This window comes from Eubacterium sp. OM08-24, assembly GCF_003438075.1.
Taxonomy (GTDB): domain Bacteria; phylum Bacillota; class Clostridia; order Oscillospirales; family Acutalibacteraceae; genus Ruminococcoides.
Genome location: NZ_QSTA01000002.1, coordinates 20980 through 42016 on the forward strand (window position 1 = coordinate 20980; position 21037 = coordinate 42016).

At 33.9% G+C, this 21037-nt stretch carries 12 protein-coding genes; 9 read left to right on the forward strand and 3 right to left on the reverse strand.

The window, feature by feature from the left end:
- Window positions 1–584: 584 nt before the first annotated feature.
- The 3 genes from DXC23_RS05110 to DXC23_RS05120 are packed head-to-tail and all read right to left on the reverse strand — an operon-like array spanning window position 585 to window position 7197.
- Window positions 585–2651, reverse strand: a complete 2067-nt coding sequence (locus tag DXC23_RS05110) for a hypothetical protein (protein ID WP_117705099.1) — start codon at window positions 2649–2651, stop codon at window positions 585–587.
- The gene (locus DXC23_RS05115; RefSeq protein WP_117705100.1) at window positions 2648–6190 is read right to left on the reverse strand and encodes a hypothetical protein; all 3543 of its coding nucleotides are present in this window, start codon (window positions 6188–6190) and stop codon (window positions 2648–2650) included. Before DXC23_RS05115 ends, DXC23_RS05110 begins: the two co-directional genes overlap by 4 nt.
- Window positions 6191–6204: 14 nt before the next feature.
- A complete protein-coding gene (locus DXC23_RS05120; protein ID WP_158552442.1) occupies window positions 6205–7197 on the reverse strand; it encodes a WYL domain-containing protein in 993 nt (330 codons plus the stop codon).
- A gap of 228 nt (window positions 7198–7425) precedes the next feature.
- Here DXC23_RS05120 and DXC23_RS05125 point away from each other — a divergent pair, with 228 nt between their 5' ends.
- From DXC23_RS05125 to DXC23_RS05165, 9 genes are all read left to right on the forward strand, one after another.
- Window positions 7426–8478: a Dam family site-specific DNA-(adenine-N6)-methyltransferase gene (locus tag DXC23_RS05125; protein WP_199523049.1), complete on the forward strand. Its 1053-nt coding sequence runs from the start codon at window positions 7426–7428 to the stop codon at window positions 8476–8478.
- A gap of 15 nt (window positions 8479–8493) precedes the next feature.
- On the forward strand, window positions 8494–8646 hold the full coding sequence (locus DXC23_RS05130; RefSeq protein WP_117705103.1) for a hemagglutinin: 153 nt from the start codon (window positions 8494–8496) through the stop codon (window positions 8644–8646).
- Window positions 8647–8779: 133 nt separating this feature from the next.
- Window positions 8780–9436: a DNA mismatch repair protein MutH gene (locus DXC23_RS05135; protein ID WP_117705104.1), complete on the forward strand. Its 657-nt coding sequence runs from the start codon at window positions 8780–8782 to the stop codon at window positions 9434–9436.
- A gap of 1 nt (window position 9437) precedes the next feature.
- Window positions 9438–9977, forward strand: a complete 540-nt coding sequence (locus DXC23_RS05140; RefSeq protein ID WP_117705105.1) for a hypothetical protein — start codon at window positions 9438–9440, stop codon at window positions 9975–9977.
- On the forward strand, window positions 9977–10726 hold the full coding sequence (locus tag DXC23_RS05145) for a DNA methyltransferase (RefSeq protein ID WP_199523050.1): 750 nt from the start codon (window positions 9977–9979) through the stop codon (window positions 10724–10726). The genes DXC23_RS05140 and DXC23_RS05145 overlap by 1 nt, the downstream gene beginning before the upstream one ends.
- A 256-nt stretch (window positions 10727–10982) precedes the next feature.
- On the forward strand, window positions 10983–12497 hold the full coding sequence (locus DXC23_RS05150) for a hypothetical protein (RefSeq protein ID WP_158552443.1): 1515 nt from the start codon (window positions 10983–10985) through the stop codon (window positions 12495–12497).
- Window positions 12498–12537: 40 nt separating this feature from the next.
- Entirely contained in the window at window positions 12538–14613 is a 2076-nt protein-coding gene (locus DXC23_RS05155; protein ID WP_147329126.1) for a hypothetical protein, read from the forward strand.
- Window positions 14610–15626: a hypothetical protein gene (locus DXC23_RS05160; protein ID WP_117705108.1), complete on the forward strand. Its 1017-nt coding sequence runs from the start codon at window positions 14610–14612 to the stop codon at window positions 15624–15626. Before DXC23_RS05155 ends, DXC23_RS05160 begins: the two co-directional genes overlap by 4 nt.
- A gap of 653 nt (window positions 15627–16279) precedes the next feature.
- The gene (locus DXC23_RS05165) at window positions 16280–20872 is read left to right on the forward strand and encodes a Zn-binding domain-containing protein (protein ID WP_242997423.1); all 4593 of its coding nucleotides are present in this window, start codon (window positions 16280–16282) and stop codon (window positions 20870–20872) included.
- Window positions 20873–21037: the final 165 nt, after the last annotated feature.

A 21037-nucleotide genomic window follows, 5' to 3' on the forward strand; every position in this document is an offset into this window, starting at 1 on the left:
ATTCTTGACGATATAATGAAGCTGACATGATAATACAGCGGTAGATGTGATAATTTTTGATGCTATTTTGATGATGTAGCAGACGGAAATGTTGGAATTATTAGCACCGGTTGAACATTTTGACGCCTGAAATAAGTGTCAAAAGTGGAAAATCAAACCGTGCTCCGTACATAAAAATATATCAAAAAACGGCTTAAACGCAGTGCTTAAGCCGTTTCTCAATGGCAGGGGCAGAAGGACTTGAACCCTCGGCACGCGGTTTTGGAGCGACTGTTGAAAGCTCAAAACTGCATAGACAAGCCACTATTTAAGCCAAATTCATAGCATCAAAATTACATTTTCGTGGTTTTGATGCTTTTTTGATGCTATTGGTATTTTTAAGCTTACAATATAATAGCTGATGACTTTTTTATTCTATAGAAATTTCAAATGCTGACGGTATGCTAAAATAACATCCTTTATTGCAGTGTATGGTAACATGCTAAAATCAATCTGTCAATCAATTCATAACTCAAATTTTGCGCCGCTGTAAACAAAGAATACAAAGCGGAAACAGATTCGTTTTATTTTTTCAGTATATTAAACTATATGTTTTTGCTGATTTTTACATATTCTCGCAGATATTTGAATGGGAAAGGTACAACGGTATATTGACCGTTGCGTACAAATTCAACGGAGAGAAGTGGTAACAGGTCCTTGAATTCTATTTTCTTTTCTGATATTATTTTACGAATAATACAAGCTCTGCTGACACCGGATCTTCTAAGCGATTTTTCTCCTGCATAATAGTACACTTCTTCACCCTCTTCAAGAACAAAATCCTTTTTAAAACAGCATATATTTACGATATTACTCATAAGGTATTCGTCATTTTTTAGACTTTGGATTCTCGGATGCATCCACACACCATATTTATCGCGCATATACTTATTTAGATCAATAGCATACTTTTTTTGCATATTCATAAATCTGCGAATTTCATACTTTGTAAGAACAGGTTGCTGCTCTCTTATAATTGCTATAAGATTGTTTGTTTCATCAGCGTACTGTGGATATTCTGATGAAAATGCATTAATCATATTAATTAGATTTTCTTTTCGTACTGCTGTGTTTGGGTTGGTTTCTTTAAGTGCCATGTTAAGTTTGTAAATGTCAGGAATGGTAAATTCGCAGGTCCTCACAATTGCGTGTATATTATTAATATCAGAAAACATAAGACCTTCAACACTGTTACATACCCTGCTGTTTTCTTTGTTGTATTCTGAATACATAAGCATTATTCGTTCTTTATCAGTACTTTCTGTGGGTTCAATATCATTAAAGGTTTCAAAATTCAAATCACCTGTTGGTGTTACTGTCATCATATTGTATTCAAAGTGAGAATCAGGGTATGTATATCCTTCTATCTTTTCTCTTGTTACAAACGACCAGGTTTTGTCTGTCTTTAGTTGTGTCCAATCATAAATAGAGAGTTTACGACTATAAATATCCCCTTTAATTATTAATTCCTGGACTACCTTTTTTACCATGTTTCTTAATTTTTCCTCGCTATGGTTTTCAACTATAATATGTTGAACAATCAGACCGTTGTTATCATCTTTGTGTGGGTCCGGTAACTTATTATTTTCATAGTATTTCTCACCATAGATAATACGGATATTGTAACCGCTTTCTGAGGTTGTATCTATCAGAGGGTGTATATTGTAATCACTTTCAAGAATGCGAACAATGCTGTCAAGCATTGATTCGGACTGTTTGTCCTTGCAGTAGTCGGATATGGTAACGTCTTTTTCACTAAGCATTTTTCCGAATTCTTCTACGCTGATTTCAGTCTTTTTGCTTTTTTTAATTTCCGTTTTATCAACAGCATCGTATGAGTCATATTCAAGTGTTAAGTAATCAGACAGTTTTAGCTTTACATCTTCAAGAAACTTATTCATTATACCCAGTTTGCTTCTGGAAAATTTTTCTGGGTTTTCATAACATAAAAATTCTACCGTATTGTGGGAATTTTTATATGAACCCAGCGCAAAGGTGTCCTTTAGGTCAACTTTGTCACTTTTCAGTTTTTTTCTGAAAGCTCCTGTTTCGGCGTCTATTATGTAGAAACTGCCCTGTTTTGAATAACTGTTTTTCCTGAATGTCTTGACATCAAGGGTTAAGTACATTCCCGGCTTAAGTGAAATCTGGAGGAATCGGAACATATATATTTCTTTAGTTGATTTGTCTCTTATCGGGGATGTGCTGTCGCCATAGTATAACTTACCTGTAAGATTATTATAGGAGAACAACTCTCTTTTAGGAGTTTTCATAGAATTTATAAGCAGTTGCGCAAGAAGTCTGTCATTGTAATAGAAAACTCTGTTTCTTTCAGCCTTATCCAGCACATTGATTTTTTCTACGGTAACATTTGGATACTGCTCTTTTATTTCTCTGCTAAAATTGAGATTATATGCTTTGCCTTTTTGAAAGAGGACAAGTGCTTCTTTTCCAAAAGAATGTTGTACTGCAAGTGCCTTGTATTCAGCGGTAGGAATATCAAGGATATTTGTATTGTATAAACCTGTTGTACCTTTGACAAAGTAAATGTCAAAATCCCTTTCTATATTTTCATAGTTGTATTCTGCTCGAAACTTGTTGGTAAGTATCATAAAAAATCTTCACTCCTTATCATATCAATATTTGCGGTTATTGGTTTTCCGTCTTGGTCAATCAATCCCGGAATCTCTACAATTTTTCCGTCACAACTTATAGTAGGTTTCGTATTGCTGTTTCCTACAAGGTTGATTATATATGCCCTTTTGCCTTTAATAGTATCAAGTTTTTGCCGTATTCTTTCAGTAGTGCTTTCTCTGTCCTGTAGGTATGTAGGTTTCCAGTTTTTGAAGTCGACATAAATACCGTCATTAAGTTCAAAATCAAAGAACTCAAATCTATCAGGGTCATTAATTGGCTTTAATTTCATTCCCCGTTCTCTGCTTAGTATAAACTCGCCGCAGACTTCTCCTAATGCACCTTTATAGATGTTGTGGAAAAGCACCGGGCTCATCATATACATATTTTTTTCAAAAGTTGTTGCATAACCTAATTTAATGAAGTGTTCTCTCATACCGCTATATTTCATCGCGTATGGAAGATAAGAGTTTTTCTCTCCTGCCTCATAAATAATAGTTTCGTTTGTTATACCCTTCATTTTTGCTCTGCCACTGTTTTGAAAGTCAATTTTACTTGTACCAAAATCAATAATTACATCATCAAAATCATAGTACTGAGAGTAAAGGTATTTGTTGATTTTTTTACCGGCAGTAATATAAAGCATTTTCAAATTATAGTCAGCATTATATTGGCTTTGATTTGCAGTAGGAAAAGTCAACACCAGCTCTCTTAATTCATGCCATATTTGCATACTCCTTTCGTTCCATTTTCTGTAAAGCAAGCCTTTAATAGTCCACATTCCGGTTGAAGATATTTTTTCTGCAGTATTAAGGATGCGCTGCCGTTCATCCGAATAATCACTTCCAAGAGTTTCTCTCAAAACAGCAATAGCCTCCAGCTCAGGCGACATTATTCTTTTCCGTAGTTCACCGCTATATATCTTTTCAAGCAGCTTGTCCTCAATGTAAATATTAATGTTTCTGTTTTTCACAAATGTGCGGCACATTCTGCCTACTGCCTGAATGACTTCTCTTGTTGCCTGCATACGGATACTTTTAATTTTATATAGTTCATTATTTTCATAGGCATGCCCTGTAGAGTAGGAATTAAAGGCTGTTCTAATAAGACTATTAAGTTGTGAACGCTTGATTTCTCCGTTTTCATACAGACTTTCTATTTGTACCAACATACTTATCAGCTGGTTAACTGTAATTTTTTCATCTGTATAAATATTGGTAGTAAGATTTGTAATATTTCCAAGATACAGAGCATCAATATCCTTTGTAAAGTGGCGTTTATCCTTTGGATTTTTACATTCGGCAAGTTCAATATAGTTTGTTTTGTCTGTAACTGCATATTGCAGATTTTGCCCTGCGCCGATTGTACTGTAAGAAGAAATTATAAGAATTTTTTCTCCTTGCTCCAATTTATTAATCAGAACTTTTTTATCCTCTTCAAAATTTTTGCTTTTAAGCACAAACAGTGTATCTGTTGCGTTATAGTTTAGTCCGCAAAATAAAATTGCCTTTTTCATTAATCCTAAAAGCAGATTATAGTTCATAGATGCTTTGTTTTCCTCAGGAAGAGCCATTCCAAGGTAAAGCATGGATTTTAGTGTTGTATTTTTAAGGAAGGATACCATAGCATACAGAATATTGCAGTACCTGATTCGGTAATATATTTCTTCGCACTCATTGTCAATAATATTACCGCATACCATTGCAAAATCATTGTTTCCAAATAATTCTCTGCAAATATCTTCACTTCTGCTTTCACTGTACTCAGTACTGATAACTTCGGTACTAAGACTAATTCCTTTGTCCTTGTATGGTTCATAAAGCCTGAACATCTGTTTTTTAACTCTGTCTTTCATATCTTCAGGTGTAGAATGAAAGTCGTTCTCCAGATAGTTTCTGAGATAATCAAGATTGTAGTTGCCGACAACAGTAGGTATTTCAGCGGTAGCTGAAAGTCCGATGACAGCATTGTGCTTTGAAATATATCCTATAATTTTTTCAGGTGTATCATATAGTTTTATAAAACGGAGATTTGTAAAGTCAAAGTGTGAGTCACTATCTTCAAATTCAAAGATTTCAATTCCTTTTTGGTAGAAAGAATCGTCTGGAATATTGTGTTTTTCTTTCTGACTTATTTTCTGCTCACATAATTCACCAAGCAGGAGTTTGCTTTGGTTACTGCTAAGCTCAAGCTTTTTCATAATAGTAGATATAGCATTTTCAATAGTCATAGCATCAGCAATAAACGGTCTTTCCTTGTTGATGATGTTCATATATTCATTAGCCCAGTGAAAAAGAAATCTTCTGAAGTGAAGTAAAAATCTGTTAATATCTCTTAAAAAGCTATAAATTACAATATCGTCTTTTTTGCGGTTTTCAAAGAATGTTTTTTTATCCTCAAAGAAAACCTTAACAATGTTTTCCTCCTTATCCTTTGTTGCACGAATATACTTTGCATTTCCATTTAGTATAGAGTGGTAGGTAGCATCCTTGAACAGGAAATTTTGTTTTCTGTCAATATGATTTTCGTTTACCTTTATACTCAGATTAGTGTGATATTTATTGGCAATTTCATCCGCCTCTTTTTTCAACTTTGCAAAGGTAATTATTTTACCTTTACTATAGTCAATTGAGTCAATAGCCTTTTTAAGATTGTTTGAAAAATAATCCGTGTTAAAAGTTCTTAATATCTGTCTGAAAACAGAAATATAATCTTCTCGAACTGAAACAGCTCTTTCAATCAGCTCATTTTCAATAGTGGATTTTGTCGCATCAAATTCATCAACAATAATGATTGAATCGGTAAATAAAGGAGATTTTATAAATTCATAACTAGGTTCTACTATAACAGAATTTCGCTTCATAAATTTGCTGATACTCATAAGAATAATCTTTCTTTCATCAGTAAATACTGCAGGATAAAGTGCACCTATCCACTTGTAATTTGCATCATTCTTTATTGCTTTTAGCTTGTCTTTTTTATTTGAAAACCTCTTTTTCAGTGTATCGGAAACAAAGTGCCTGAAATTTCTTTCTGCCCTGTTAACATTATCAACTAACATCTGTTGATATTGAGTATCGTTTATATTGCTGTTTTTTATTTTTGTGTAATTTCTTATTGTTTTTTCAAGTTCATAATATTCAGCGGATATAAATTCTTCAGGAATATCAAGAACAGGGATTTTATCTACAACTTCAGCAAAATTTGAACGTATTCGCAGTACCTCTTTATTGTATAATTTTTCATCATTATATGCTCTTTTTAAATCTTCTTCTGGAAGATTTTTGTTGAGGGTTGTAAGGTATATTATTTTTCTTGTGTTATTAGGATTTGCGGCATATTCTCGCATACAATTTGTGATTGTGTAAGTTTTTCCGTATCCTGTGGGAAGTTCACAAAGAAAAAGGCCGTTTACATTGTCGTTTAAAACTGAGTCTATGTATTGTTTCGTAGTTATCACCTCGTTAAGATTTGTCACTATATAGTATAACATAATAAAAAGGATAAATAAGGGCATATAGTACCCCCTATTTATCCTTGACATAAATCTATATTCTTTTTTAAAAGTTCGAGCATTTTTGATTTCACATTATCGGGCTGTAAAATCTCTACATTACCAAGACCAATTATCCATCCTAAAAATATATTAGACGGAACAGCATAAAAGGAAACCTGTAAATATTCTGTTTGCTCGTCATCACAAATTTCAATGTTTGTACCAAATTGGTCAAGAAATGCACCTACCAAGTATTCGGGTATTTTTACAGTAATACATTCTTCTTTCCCGGAAAACATGCCGATTCTTCGGGATACATATGTATCCGGATTGAATTCTGAAAACTGTTCCTTTCCTCTTATTTCAAATTCCAACTGTTCAATATGGTAGAGTTTGTCAACTCTGTAAACTCTTTCTTTAAGAATACCATCAGTTTCCTTGGTGTCATATCCATAAAGATAATATCTACCGTCTGCCCAAATAAGTGTAAACGGATTTAATGAATATGATTTTCCATTTCTGTTTTTCAGGACCTTATCCTTAGTCCAATGACGGTATTCAAAGGAAATCTGTTTTTTATTATTTATTGCGTGCATAATATTATTTATGTTGATTAGTATTCTCTTGTTTTCACTTTTTGCAATATTGATACCTAAAATACTCCTGTCTAATACTTCTGCATCATATATGCTGACGGTGCTTCTCAACTTCTTTGATATACTATCCGCAATGCCGTTTGGAATAATATTAGAGGCATAAATAGAGTCTAACAATAATTTTATTTCGGCGTTTTGTAAAAGACGGTCTCCTATAAAGTAGGTAGCATTTCTACCTCTGCCTGAAATTATTTCTACGCCAAAATCTTCACGCAGTAATTTAATATCTCTTTTTACAGAGTCATGTTCACATTCAAATCCTTTGTTGTAGAGCTTTTGTAAAATCTCCTCCATAGATAATTGATGATCTTCATCAGTGTATTTTTCCAGTATTCTGTATAGCATTAATATTCTGCTCTTATTTCTGCTCAAAGTATCCTCCATAATATTTTGGTAAGTATATTCTTTATGTTTAGTATATCACCTGAAAATAGTGTGTTCAAGGAAAAAATAACTTTTACAAAAGAAAGTGAGTTTTTTCTTATGGATAAAATACATAGATCTGAATTTTCTTTTTTATATAAAAATAGTATTGCTATTATTCCAGAATTAGAATATAATAAAAACAGTAATATTTGAGGTGATAGAATGCTTGCTTATATGACTGCTGGTGAAGCCGCAGAAAAATGGAGTATATCCCATAGGAGAGTTATAACTTTGTGTCAGGAAAACAGAATTCCCGATGTAGCTATGCTCGGAAATATGTGGATAATACCAAAGGACGCTGTAAAGCCTGTTGACGGAAGAACAATAAGATATGACAAGAAAAATCCTGCAAAACCCTTTGTGAAATGGGCAGGCGGTAAAGGACAGCTGTTGCCTACAATCAGAAAATTCTATCCTGCCGGAATGGGAACAACCATACGCAAATATTGTGAGCCTATGGTCGGAGCAGGAGCTGTGCTGTTTGATATTCTCAACACATATGAAATGGACGAGGTCTATATATGCGATACGAATGCCGAGCTGATGAACGCTTACATAGCAGTAAAAGAAAATGTAAATCAGTTAATAGAATTGCTGATGAAGTATGAAAATGAGCACCTTAAAAGAGATGATGAGGGCAGAAAAGAATACTATTATCAGCAGAGAGAGCGGTTTAACGCAGAAATTCAGAAACCGGATGAAAACAATTCGTTGTTGAGGGCAGCATTGTTTATCTACCTGAACAAGACCTGTTTCAACGGTTTGTATAGAGTCAACAGAAAAGGCTTGTATAATGTGCCGATGGGAGCTTATAAAAATCCGAAAATCTGCGATATTGATAACCTCAAAAAAACTTCAGAGCTTTTGCAATGCGTTACTATTATGACAGCCGATTATACTTGCATTGAAAATGTAGTTGATGAAAACACTTTAGTATATTTCGATCCGCCATACAGACCGCTGACAAAGACGTCTGAATTTACGTCATACAATGCTGATGACTTTAATGATGAAGATCAGATTAAATTAGCCGAATTTATTAAATCACTTAAAACAGCGAAGGTAATGGCAAGTAATTCAGATCCGAAGAATGTAGATGAAAATGACGAATTCTTTGATGGCCTGTATGCCGGGCTTAACATAAATCGAGTGTCGGCAAACAGAGCTATTAACAGCAAAGGCAAAGGCAGAGGGAAAATAAAAGAGCTTTTGATTACAAATTATTAAAAAAAGGTGGGTGAAATGATGCCATATGGTGAATATGCAGAATGTCCAAACTGTGGTAAAATTGCTCACGGAGAAGAAGAAATAGAAGAGCTTTTTGGTTACAGAAATATAGGCGATGAAAAAATCATTCCGCAGTCTTGGTGCAAAGAATGTAGGAGTGATAGTTAAATCCCTAACAAAAGTGCTGATGGTGCAGAAAAATTTTTTATGCACTATCAGATTAATACTTAATACCCTATATATGATTATTTGAACTGCGCAATATGTGCAGTTTGTTCCTTTGGAAAGAAGGTCAATAACTATGAAGTTAAAAGAAGCACAGGCAAAAATTAAAACCATTTGCAATATCCCTTTTGCGGATATTTTTGAAGAGTTAGATTTTCCTATGATTATCAAGAACAAAGGCAAAACCGGTCAATTACTGGAAATGGCTTTAGGAAAGAAACTTGATAATGCAAACATCGACTTTGAGGACGGAGAACTAAAGAGCAATAAATGTGATGCAACAGGTAGACCTCTTGAGACAGTTTTTATTACGCAAATTGCAAGTATTATTGACGAACTAATTGTTGAAAAACCGTTTGAAGAAACACACTTATACGAGAAAATCAACAATATGTTGTATGTACCTGTTTGCAAAGTCGGAGATCCGCATAACTGGATGTTTCTTGATGCAATTCATATTGATTTGTCAAAACCCGAGTTTTCTTCTCTTTTGAACATTTGGAGAGATGATTATTACTCTATTTGCAGACAGTTAAAAGAACACATTGAAACATCAAAGGATGGATTTATACATACATCAAACGGTAGGCATATTCAGGTTAGGAGCAAGGACTCTAAGCCTTATCATCCAATTTATTCAAAAATATACGGACGGAAAGTTTCAAACAAAAACCATGCTTTTTATTTTCAAAAGCAATTTGTTTATGATGTAAGAATTGCATATGGAGGTTAACATGGCATTGCATAATATTGAATACAATCTTCAATCTGATAATAGAACTGGCATCAGAATAGAAGTTGCTAAATTATTTACTTTAGAAGAACCCAGAATTGGTAAAGGTGAAAATTGTTCCAAATATCACTATATCGTAGAGCACTATGGTGAATATTCAATTGTTCTCAAAAGGCCAACAGGTTTGAACAAGGGTTTTGATTTTACGGTAAATATTAGTGGAATGTATTTTAAAAAGAATAGAAGGTATAGTAACCCTTCTCATAATGATATATTTAAAGTTTTTAACTATGTAAAAAACAACTATGAGCATGAATACGATATAGTTGCGAAGCAAATTATCAATATTTTTCAAATTAATGAATATAGTTTTAAGGGATTAGAAAATGTAGTTTTTCCGGATGGAGATGGAATATTAAGACCTATTGCAATTATTTTACTTGCCATTAAGTGGTTATTTATAGAGCAGGATATTACATATTGGAATTGGTCAGGAAGAAATATGTTATATAACCATCTTATAGAAATGGGGCTTGTATAGTGCCGAATAAAAAGATAACTAAATGGGAACCTGAAGATTTTGAATTGGAAATGACAACGCATTGGTCGTTTCCGAAACGTGGAGATTGGGCAACTCACGATGCAAAGTGGAGAGGTAACTGGTCGCCGTACATTCCTCGCAATATTCTTCTCCGCTATTCAAAAGAAGGAGATTTAGTGCTTGATCAGTTTGCAGGCGGCGGAACAACGCTTGTTGAAGCAAAGCTACTGAATCGTGATATAATCGGAGTGGATATTAACGATGTTGCTTTAGAACGGTGCAGAGAAAAGATTGATTTTGATTACGAACCTGCAACAGGAAAAGTGTATATAAAAAAAGGCGACGCACGAAATCTTGAGTTTATCCCTGATGAGAGTATTGACCTGATATGCACTCATCCACCCTACGCTAATATCATCAAATACAGCGACGGTATAGACGGAGATTTATCTCAACTCAAAGTCAAGGATTTTCTTGAAGAAATGAAAAAGGTTGCAGCCGAAAGTTATCGGGTACTAAAGAAAGATAAGTTTTGTGCAGTGCTTATGGGAGATACCCGTCAGAAAGGGCATATGGTTCCGATGTCTTTTGAGGTAATGAAAATCTTTCAGGACGCAGGTTTTAAGCTAAAAGAAATCATCATAAAAGAACAGCATAATTGCAGGGCAACAGGCTATTGGAAAACAAACAGCGTGAAATATAACTTTTTGCTCATCGCACATGAGTATTTATTTGTGTTTCATAAGTAAAGTGATGACTTAAACTGAATAAAAAATTTAAAGAGGAAATCACAAATCGTGGTTTCCTCTTTAAATATGTTAATGGTATATTTTCAAAATCTGCGTTGCTAAACAAAGATTGAAAGGTAATTACATATTTTAACCGGTCAAATACAAGTGATTTTAAATAACTTATGTCCATTCATTGACAAAAACATTAAAAAGATATAAAATTATATGTAGAAATTGTCGAAAATATTACAATAATGAAAGTGATTGTTGCCATATGACACTTAATCATGTTTGCATGTGGGTTGATGGGGAATGGAAACGTGTGACCGCTGAAGAAGCAAGTGCTATTCATCCGGGTGGTACGGTTTCAGCAAGAAGCGGATTGTTCTTTTGCGAATTATGCGGTCAATATGTAACTTTAACTAATGGGTTTATCAGAGGTAGATATTTTAAGCACAGTGCATATGAAGCAAGCAAAAATTGTCCGGAAAGAACCTTTGGCAGCGGATATAGAGTTGATTTAGAGCCTAAAAAATATTGTATGCCGCTAAGGATGAGATTAGTTAATAACAGGTATATATTTGAATTGGGTATGATTTCTGTTCCTGATGATATTTTAAATCAAAGTAAAAACGGTTATATTGAGATAATTGACGGATATAAAAATTTATATAAATATTCATTGGAAAGAATAGAAAATAATACAACGACCTATTTATATGCAGGTGATAAACCGTCAAGTGTATATAAACTTAACTATTCCGGCGTTAGTGGGGCACTGGTATCTTTTTGGGCAGATAAAGTTTTCGGAGTTGACAGCAAGGGTAGTCTGTTTGATAAGGAAACAGGAAAAAAGTTGCCTTATGATGCAGACGTAAAAGTAGGATGTCATTATTATTTACTTACTCAAAGATATGTCTACGTAAACAGCGAACATGTGAAAATAAATAAATTGCCGATTAACAATAATAACTGGGGAATCTGGAAATTATATGAAGTAACAGCTAATGATTATTCCGAAGAATCGGCTAAATTTTTTCTGAACTTGCATTGCAGATTAACAGAAAATCCGATTGAATTACTGCCCATATGGCCGGTAGTAGTTGAGAATCCATATCTGTTGTTTCATAATTCAGATTATATGTATATGTATATAAAGGGCAATGCTAACATAAAGGCGTTCCCTTATACACAAATACAAAAAAATAATTCATTAATTAAATTCTGTTGCAATGAAAGGCAACAGCTTATTTCAGCAGGACGTTCCGAAGTTTTGAAATATACTTATCTTTGGAAAAAGCCTCTTACAATGACTGCAAAAATGCCCGAAGTAAAGGTTACAGATATAAAAGGTAATGAATTGCTCAAAACTGAATATGACGCACTTCCTAAAGATAAATGCTTAATAATTGTTGCGGAATTTGATGGAAAAATTGAAATATTTCATGATGAATTTTGTGAAATTCAGTTTAACTTATCGGCAGGAAAAAGACTTCAGATTACAGATATAAATTATGGTTTAAAAATAATCATTAAACAAGGTATCGATATAGTAAGAAAAATAATATTCAGTAAAAAAGAGGTTAAGTCAAAATCAGTAATTAATGAAGCTGATTTTGTTAATTTACTGGACTCACAACGGGGAGAAACGGTGCCAATTCCCCATTCTTTCGGAGCAATAATATCAAAATATAATAAATATACTTTGATAAGGAAATGGATATATTGTGCGATAAGGAACAAAAAAATAAACAGGAAATCTTTATTGATTTTACGACAATATTTATAAAAGAAAAACATAATGTGTTTTGGGTTCAATGTAGGAAGGAATGTTAAAAATAAATATGAATAGTAATATGGAGTTCATTTCTGTTTGTAAAGTAATCAGGGATTCAGAAAAAGATTATTTAAAGCTATATAGATTAGCAGACATAAACGGTGATGTGATAACTGCGTTTGAATATAATGATAATACACCTGCAACTTTCTCCAATAGAAAAATCATATATTCACATGACATTCCGATTGAAGAAGGTAGTATAGGTGTATGGAAATGGTCAGTAACAGAGCATGACAGCGATGTTTCAAAAGATTGGGTTGAGAAAAGCTATTATGTGCTTGGATGTCATCCGATTCAGATAATACGGGTAAACGACGTTTGCGATTCAGAGGAGCTTGTGCATGCACTAAAAAACGGTGTAAGCTGCGGAGCTATATACTTAAAAAAAGTAATGTTTATTTACTCTGAAAATCCTTCATACACAAATTATAAGGGAGTATTATGCCATAATGATGATTTGTATGAAGATGACGGTGTTTTTCGGCTGAAAACCAAGGAGAGCAAATTGCCCGTATATTACTTGTCTTATAGAGATATTTTGAAAATTAAAAACATTGAATTTCTGCGGAGTCTGGATATAGGTGAACCGGCTGAATATGTTTTGACAAAGAATATGTCAGAAATAATTAAGAATGAAATCATTAAACTTGTAACATGGCCTAATTTTAAAGCAAAAGGAATCAGTAAAGCAGAATGGAAAATACTTCGTGACTTTTTGCAGGAGATTTCCGATACAGACTTTTACGAAAGAATTAAAGAACAATGCGATTGCTCACTTGAAGATGCCCAAAAGCATATTCAGGTATTTTTAGAAGATGCGGAAGCTTATGTTGACGGAACAGATGTTGATTCAAGGGTACTTGATAAACTTGTGCTGAATCATACAGAACTAAGAGAGTATTGCCAAGCAAAAGCAGGTGATATATGGATAAAAAATAATAAGACGTTTGTTGACGAAGCAAATCAAAAACTTAAGGAAACGGAAGAACTTTTAGCCGCCAAACAAAAAGAATACGAACAAAAACAAGAAAAGTGCAATATTTTGTCTGCCGAAATTACCAATGCTGAGTATAGGCTTAATGAAGTTATTGCGAAAACAGAAGAATATAATGCAATCGGAGAAAACACTTTATCGAAAGTGAGAAATAAAATATCCCAGGCAAAAAACGATGTATCAGAATTTTTATCGGAGCTTTCATTATTTACATCAGCTTCGTCAATAAATGATACCGCAAGAAGTCAGAATATTGAAAAATCTTCTTTTGTAAATGGTAAAAAATTGTCAGAAGAAGATGCAGAAATTTCCAACAGCTGGAAAAACACTGTTGAAATTCTCGAAGTAGAATTATTAGAAGCAGGAGTATCAGACAATCTGTGTCACCAATTTGCCGCTTTTTTATATGCTGCTTACGTAAATAATATTAACCTTCTTTTAGCAGGTCCATTTGGAGAAAGTATTGCTAATGCATTATCGTCTGTAATTTCTTTAAGCAATGCAGGCGTTTTGTCATGCAACGGAGACTGGAGCAATGAGTCTGTTAAAGCACTGCTTAACAGCGAAGATGAGATAATTATAGTAAAAAATCCGTTTAACGGTAACTGGATAGACAAACTGCCTCCTGAATTAAACAACTCGGGCAAAATGATTATATATGTACATCCCTACACTGAGGATTTGCTGATTGAACCGAATAGCTTATATAATTATATGCTGCCTGTTTTTACTGAGCTTATTGTCGATAAAAAGCCTTCAAACCGATTTCTCGGTGCAGTATTATCTGACGATTACGCAGAATACATACAAGCAAAATCTGTTCCTGTGGGCGAAAAGTTATTGCGACAATTGCCGGTATCTAAATATGAGAAGAACAGAATTCAGCAATTGTTATCAGATGTTCATAAAATCATTGCCGAAGGGGCAGATTCTGATATTTTGTTTTGCCTTTTTCCATTGGCAATTGTTACAGATAAAAAGGAAATAATATCTGAATATATTAAAAATAATAATAAACTATCGGATACTCTTATTAAAGAATTATTGAATTATCTCGGAGAAGAAGTATGATAAGCGAAAGAGATTTACTTTATGAAATATCGAATGAGCTTGGGATAAGAAAGGATAAACAAGAGAATGAAACGCAGTGGATAAATCGTGTTATTTATAGCTCTGTAGCAAAGCTCGCAATTGCTTCTGTCGGGTCAAACGGCGAGGACTATCATACAGATGCGATAATTCATTTTAAAAATCACTGCAAAAAACTTTTGAATGCGTATCTTAATATTTTTCAGGATTCCTTAAATATGTTTTCTCCGAATTATGATGAATTGTCTGAAGAAATTTATAATATTCTTCTTTCTGCCGGGTGTTTCTATCATATGCCATATAGACTGTCTCCGGCAGTAAAAAAATTATCTGTTGTAAATAATATTGTTTTGGCAAGAGGCTTACCTCCGGATAATGATTTTAATATGAGCGGAATGGGGTTTTACATAGAAAACAGTAGTATTGATTCACAGGAAGATGTATTTGATATGTTTAATATCAGCAGGACGACATTTGATAGATATGTAGATCAAATAATAAAAAACAAAGAATGGATTCCTGCCAAGTTTGATAAAAACATAAAAGACTATAAATTTTTAAAGATACAACCGCCGTTTACAAATGGGTATTGGAAAAAAGAACCTGATAAAGACAATGTTGTTTCACTTGCAAGAATAAGTGAAATAAACAATACGATGTATTTTCTGTATAAATATGATAACGGGAAATATTTTGAATTGCCTCTTGAGAATTGGAGAACAGAAAATTTTCAGTATCGTGCAATTAGCACAGGCATTTTGCAATCATGTAATAAGCTGCCTCCGATAAGTGCAAAATTAAGTGATGAGATAGTTTATATTAAATTGAATTATCTTCTGCCGCCAAATGAAGAAAAATTTTTTAAGCTTTATAGTTGGCCGATAAATTATCTGACCACAGATCAGAATTTCAACAGAATAATGAGTAAAAGGATTTATAACGTTTTCAAGTCCATATTGAAACAGTCAGGCTATCAGTTTCGGGAGGAAGAGTAATGTCCAAAGGAGCATATGAAGTACATATACAATTAAGAAAAGAGCTTAAGGAATATATAAAATCACAGTATTTCAGTAAATCAAAAATTTTGCTTGAAGCAATCGAAGGTTCACTTGATAAAGAAGGCGTTTTATATCAGAAGCCCTTTATTGAATCTTCTCCTGCGTATAAAAGAGTGGAAAACGGTATTATAAATTCAAATTTACCGGAATGGATGAGAAAATTTTTTAAAGAGTTATCCGATAATAATCTCGGAGTGTTCAGTTCTCCTTTTTCTCATCAGGTAAGAGCGTTGGAAAGTGCCGTTGCCGGCAAAGATTTGTTTGTTTCTACGGGAACAGGTTCAGGTAAAACAGAGTGTTTTATGTGGCCTTTACTTGCTAAACTGGTTGAAGAAGCAAAAACAAATCCGTCATCATGGAATAAACGAGGGGTAAGAACGATAATTCTGTATCCAATGAATGCTCTTGTATCGGATCAGGTCAGTAGATTAAGACGGCTGATAGGTGACAAAGACGAAAAATTCATTGGAATATTTCGAGAAAGTGCCGGACAAGAGGTGCGAAGACCGCAGTTCGGTATGTACACCGGCAGAACACCCTATCCCGGTAACGAGCCTAAATTGTCACAGGATCGTCAGCTTGAAAGAACAATGAAAAAATTTGTTGAGGCAAGCACTGAAAATCAAAAACAATATCTTGATCAACTATCAAATTCAGGAAAAATACCTGCAAAAAAAGATATGTCTGCATTTTTGGAAAAAATACATAACGGTCAACATTTTCCTGATGAAAACGATGCAGAATTAATAACCAGATTTGAAATGCAGAGGTTTTGTCCCGACATTCTTATTACAAATTACTCTATGCTTGAGTATATGCTTTTAAGACCGATAGAAAATAAAATCTGGGAAGATACAAGAGCTTGGCTCGAAAATGATAATAATAACAGGCTCTTGTTAATAATTGACGAGGCTCATATGTATAGAGGCTCCTCCGGAGGAGAGGTAGCTCTTTTAATCAGAAGACTTTTCAATAAACTGAATATTGATAGAAGCAGAGTTCAGTTCATATTAACTACCGCAAGTATGCCTTATTCAGATGAGGATGACAAAAAAGCTGTACATAACTTTGCAAATCAGCTTACTGCCGCAGATGAAAATTACAAATTTGAGTACATCACGGGAGAACAGGAACAGCTGAAAAGCGTTAATTCAAAAGAAATTGACATTCATATTTTTTCTGATTGCAATATTGAAAAATTGGAAGGAACAAAGGAAGAAAGATTTTCTGAATTATGCAAATTTATCGGGTTAATATCAGAGATTAAAAACAGTTTTGACGATTTGAGCGATGCTTCGGAATGGCTATATAATAATTTAACTGAATATAAGCCATTTATGGATTTATTAAGATTATGCAGAGGAAAAGCAGTATCGTTAAAGGAACTTGCTGAAGAAATATTCAATGGTGTTGATACAGAAACTTCTTTGTATGCTGTCGGCGTCATGTTAGCCATAACACCATTTGCTAAAAATAAAAAGGATATATCTTTGTTCCCTGCTCGTATGCATATGTTATTCAGGGGAATAAAAGGCGTTTACGCATGTACTAATCTGGAATGTCCTCATTCACATACCGATGGTGAATTGACTCTAGGAGAGTTATTTCTAAATGACAGCAATCTGATTTGTCCCCATTGCAACAGTGTTGTGTATGAGCTTTATAATGACAGAAGATGCGGAGCTTTGTTTTTTAAAGGCTATATTCTTGAAGATGACGTAGGCTTTGACAATCAGACATATTTATGGAGATATCCGGGACAGGCTTTTGATAAAAGGATGAAAGAACTTCATTTATATATTTCTCCTGACAATTATATATTAAAATCCCGTAGTTCCAATTACAAGGTGCTCCCATGCTATCTGGATACCAAAAGTGGATTTATAAATTTTACCGATGACAGTTTAAATGGTCAGACGGGAATCAGAAAATTATATTATTGCAATTTTTCTGCTAAAGGAAAGCCGGATACCATAACATTTACCGTTTGTCCTCACTGTAAGCATCGTTTAGCCGAGAAACAGTTAACAGGCTTTACCACTAAAGGCAATCAATCTTTTTACAATCTTATCAAGGCTCAATTTCAGACGCAACCGGCAGTCCCCGGAAAAGACAACAAAGATTTAATGCCTAACGAAGGTAGGAAGGTATTATTATTTTCAGATAGTCGTCAAAGAGCGGCTAAGCTTGCCAGAGATATGTCTGATTATTCTGATATGACTGCATCTCGTCAGATTTGCGTTCTTACAGTAAGTATGATGGAAAATTCAGTTGTTGAGCAAACAATGAATAATTTTTATGATTATTTTGCAATGGCAGCGTATAAAAATAATGTTCAGTTGTTCAGCGGTCAGGATAGAAAAATTTTTGCAGAACACGGTAAAGCCCGTCTTGAAAGCTATAATAGGCTGAATAAGCGACACAGACCTTATGTACCCGGTTTAACTATTGATAATGCTCCCGATCAAATGAAAGAAACTCTTATGAAGTTGTATTGCAACGGATATAATACAATGTTTGATTCGGGACTAAGCTGGATAGAGCCAACAGATACTGTATTGTTTGAGGCTGTTGATGAATTAAATGAAAATGGAATTGAGATTTCAGAACAGGATTTTATAGAATTTTTTAATGCATGGATTATTTCTGTTATAGATAAATATACAGCTTTAGGTCAGACTATATCTGACGATATCAGATATAAAGTACGACCTTACCATAAAAAAGGCTATGGATTGCCATATGAATGGGATTTCTCGAAGGATATTTATAGTATAATGGGTTGGAAAAGAGAAGATAAACAAGTTGACATATGGAAAAGAATTATGAAAAAGAATTTTCTTGAGGAAGGACAAATTAACAAAGGAAAGCTGTATGTTGATTTATCAAGAATAAAACCCAGGTTTGATTTGGCTCACAAATGGTTTAAATGTGAAAAATGCTCTGAACTGACACCGTATTTATTAAACAAAAAATGTCCTTTTTGCGGCAGTGAAGATGTTCACACAACCTCACAGTTAGATTTTGAAGCGCTAAGCTTTTGGCGTGAACCTGCTAATGACGCATTAAACGGAAAACGGATATTTGTGATGGATACAGAGGAGCATACTGCTCAGCTGTCACATAAAGATCAGAGAGATAATCTTTGGTCAAAAACAGAACAATATGAAATGCGATTTCAGGATCTGGTACAAGAAGATGAGACGCCTGTTGATATACTGAGCAGCACAACTACAATGGAAGTAGGTATTGATATTGGCTCTCTTGTAGCAGTCGGATTAAGGAATATACCTCCGATGAGGGAAAATTATCAGCAGAGAGCCGGTCGTGCCGGACGAAGAGGTTCAAGTTTATCTACCATAGTAACTTATTGTGAAGGCGGTCCTCATGACACATTATATTTTAACAATCCGGAACCTATGCTCAGAGGAGAACCAAGGCGGCCGTGGATTGATGTAAATAATGAAAAATTATTATACAGACATATTACTATGATAATAATGCAAAATTATTTATCAGATAATTTACAGAGTATGGATGTTATAAGTGCAGTTGAGTTTCTGGATAATCACTTAGAACGATTCATAAAATATCTGTCATCATATAAAATTCCGCATAATAATGTTTTAGTGCCTTGCAAAATAAATAATTCAGAATACAAAACTGAATTAACTAAAAAATTATTTTTGCTTAATGAAAAACGAAATATACATCCTGAATTGTTTGGTGTGTCCGGCTTGCCAACCTCTTCACAACAGAAGAAGTCATTACTTGATGCTTTATATGAGGAAGGAATTATTCCTACATATTCATTTCCTAAGAATGTGGTTAGTACCTATATATCTGACTATAATGGTAATATATTATATCAGGTTGAGAGAGGGCTTGATGTTGCTATAAGCGAATATGCTCCCGGAAGGGCTATTGTAGTAGATAAACAAACATATCAGATTGGAGGGTTTTATTATCCCGGTAGTGATAAGCAAAGCGGAAAAGCGTCGTCGGCTGCCGGTAGCTTTATAAATGACCCCAATTATGTAAAAAAGATTCACGCCTGTAAAAGATGCGAATGGTTTGGATTGATGGAAGACGGGGTTGATAAATGTCCTTTTTGCGGAAGTTCAGAGTTAGTCGCTACCAGGGATATGTTGATTCCTTGGGGCTTTGCTCCTAAAAACGCAAGGCCGATTCCTGAAGCACAACTCAACGAAGAATATTCTTCGGTTAATTTACCGTTATATTCTACATTACCGGAATCTGAAGGGATGGTAAATATACCGGGAATGGATAATATCAAAAAAGCCTCAAGAACCGGACAACGGATTATTATGATTAATAGCGGTCCGGGCAATAAGGGTTTTACCGTTTGTGCTGATTGCGGTGCGGCAATGCCGGGTGATGTTGAAGACGCACTTGTAAAAGTTAAAAGACCGTATATAAATAAGTTTGCCGGTGCAGAATGCAAACACCACAATACATTAAATGTTGATCTTGGCTATGATTTTATAACAGATATGCTCGTTTTGGAAATATCTCTTGATAAAAAATTAATTAATGCAACAAGAGTTGAAAATCAATGGTTATCAAGAGCTGCTCTGTCTCTTGCAGAAGGCATCCGACTGGCGGCAAGTAAAATTCTTGATATTGAGTTCACTGAAATGGTTACAGGATATCGTTTTAGAGAGAATTGTAACGGAGCTTTTGTTGATATCTATATTTATGACAGCTTATCAAGCGGTGCCGGATATTCAAAAGGCATTGAAAATTCTCTTTTGCAAATCATTGATTACACAATTGAACTATTATCAAATTGCAATTGTAAAGATGCTTGTCATAACTGTCTTAAGCATTATCGCAATCAAAGCATACACGGAATTTTGGATAGAAATGCGGCACTGGATTTACTTTATTGGGGAATAAACAGCAAAATTCCTGATGATATTAAGTTTAAAGAGCAAGCTGTTTTATTATTTTCACTCGAACACATTTTAAAAAATTATGGAATAAAAATTTTCAATGAAGATAATAAAATATTTGTTGAAAAGGATAAAGTCGTCAAGCAAATAGTTATTTACCCATCAATGAGGAACTGTCCTAATGAAACAAACACCATATATATAGACGATTTACTTATAAAATATGCAAAGCCCTATGCTGTACAAAAAATCTTAAAGAACTTTTAACTTGATATTTTATCATGGAAATTTAATACACATTGTAATATCCACCCAGTTTCAAAATGATAAAAGCGACCAATGTTAATGGAAAAAGAGATTTATGTCTATTGCAATGTAAAATAATATTTTTTGCTGGACTTTCTCAAAATTTTGTGGTATATGTTTGTGCTG

What these genes read in the sequence shown, in the direction of transcription:
- DXC23_RS05110 (WP_117705099.1), bottom strand. Translation starts at nt 2,651, where the DNA reads ATGATACTTACCAACAAGTTTCGAGCAGAATACAACTATGAAAATATA.
- DXC23_RS05115 (WP_117705100.1), bottom strand. Translation starts at nt 6,190, where the DNA reads ATGCCCTTATTTATCCTTTTTATTATGTTATACTATATAGTGACAAAT.
- DXC23_RS05125 (WP_199523049.1), top strand. Translation starts at nt 7,426, where the DNA reads ATGACTGCTGGTGAAGCCGCAGAAAAATGGAGTATATCCCATAGGAGA.
- DXC23_RS05130 (WP_117705103.1), top strand. Translation starts at nt 8,494, where the DNA reads ATGATGCCATATGGTGAATATGCAGAATGTCCAAACTGTGGTAAAATT.
- DXC23_RS05135 (WP_117705104.1), top strand. Translation starts at nt 8,780, where the DNA reads ATGAAGTTAAAAGAAGCACAGGCAAAAATTAAAACCATTTGCAATATC.
- DXC23_RS05140 (WP_117705105.1), top strand. Translation starts at nt 9,438, where the DNA reads ATGGCATTGCATAATATTGAATACAATCTTCAATCTGATAATAGAACT.
- DXC23_RS05150 (WP_158552443.1), top strand. Translation starts at nt 10,983, where the DNA reads ATGACACTTAATCATGTTTGCATGTGGGTTGATGGGGAATGGAAACGT.
- DXC23_RS05155 (WP_147329126.1), top strand. Translation starts at nt 12,538, where the DNA reads ATGTTAAAAATAAATATGAATAGTAATATGGAGTTCATTTCTGTTTGT.
- DXC23_RS05160 (WP_117705108.1), top strand. Translation starts at nt 14,610, where the DNA reads ATGATAAGCGAAAGAGATTTACTTTATGAAATATCGAATGAGCTTGGG.
- DXC23_RS05165 (WP_242997423.1), top strand. Translation starts at nt 16,280, where the DNA reads ATGAAAAAATTTGTTGAGGCAAGCACTGAAAATCAAAAACAATATCTT.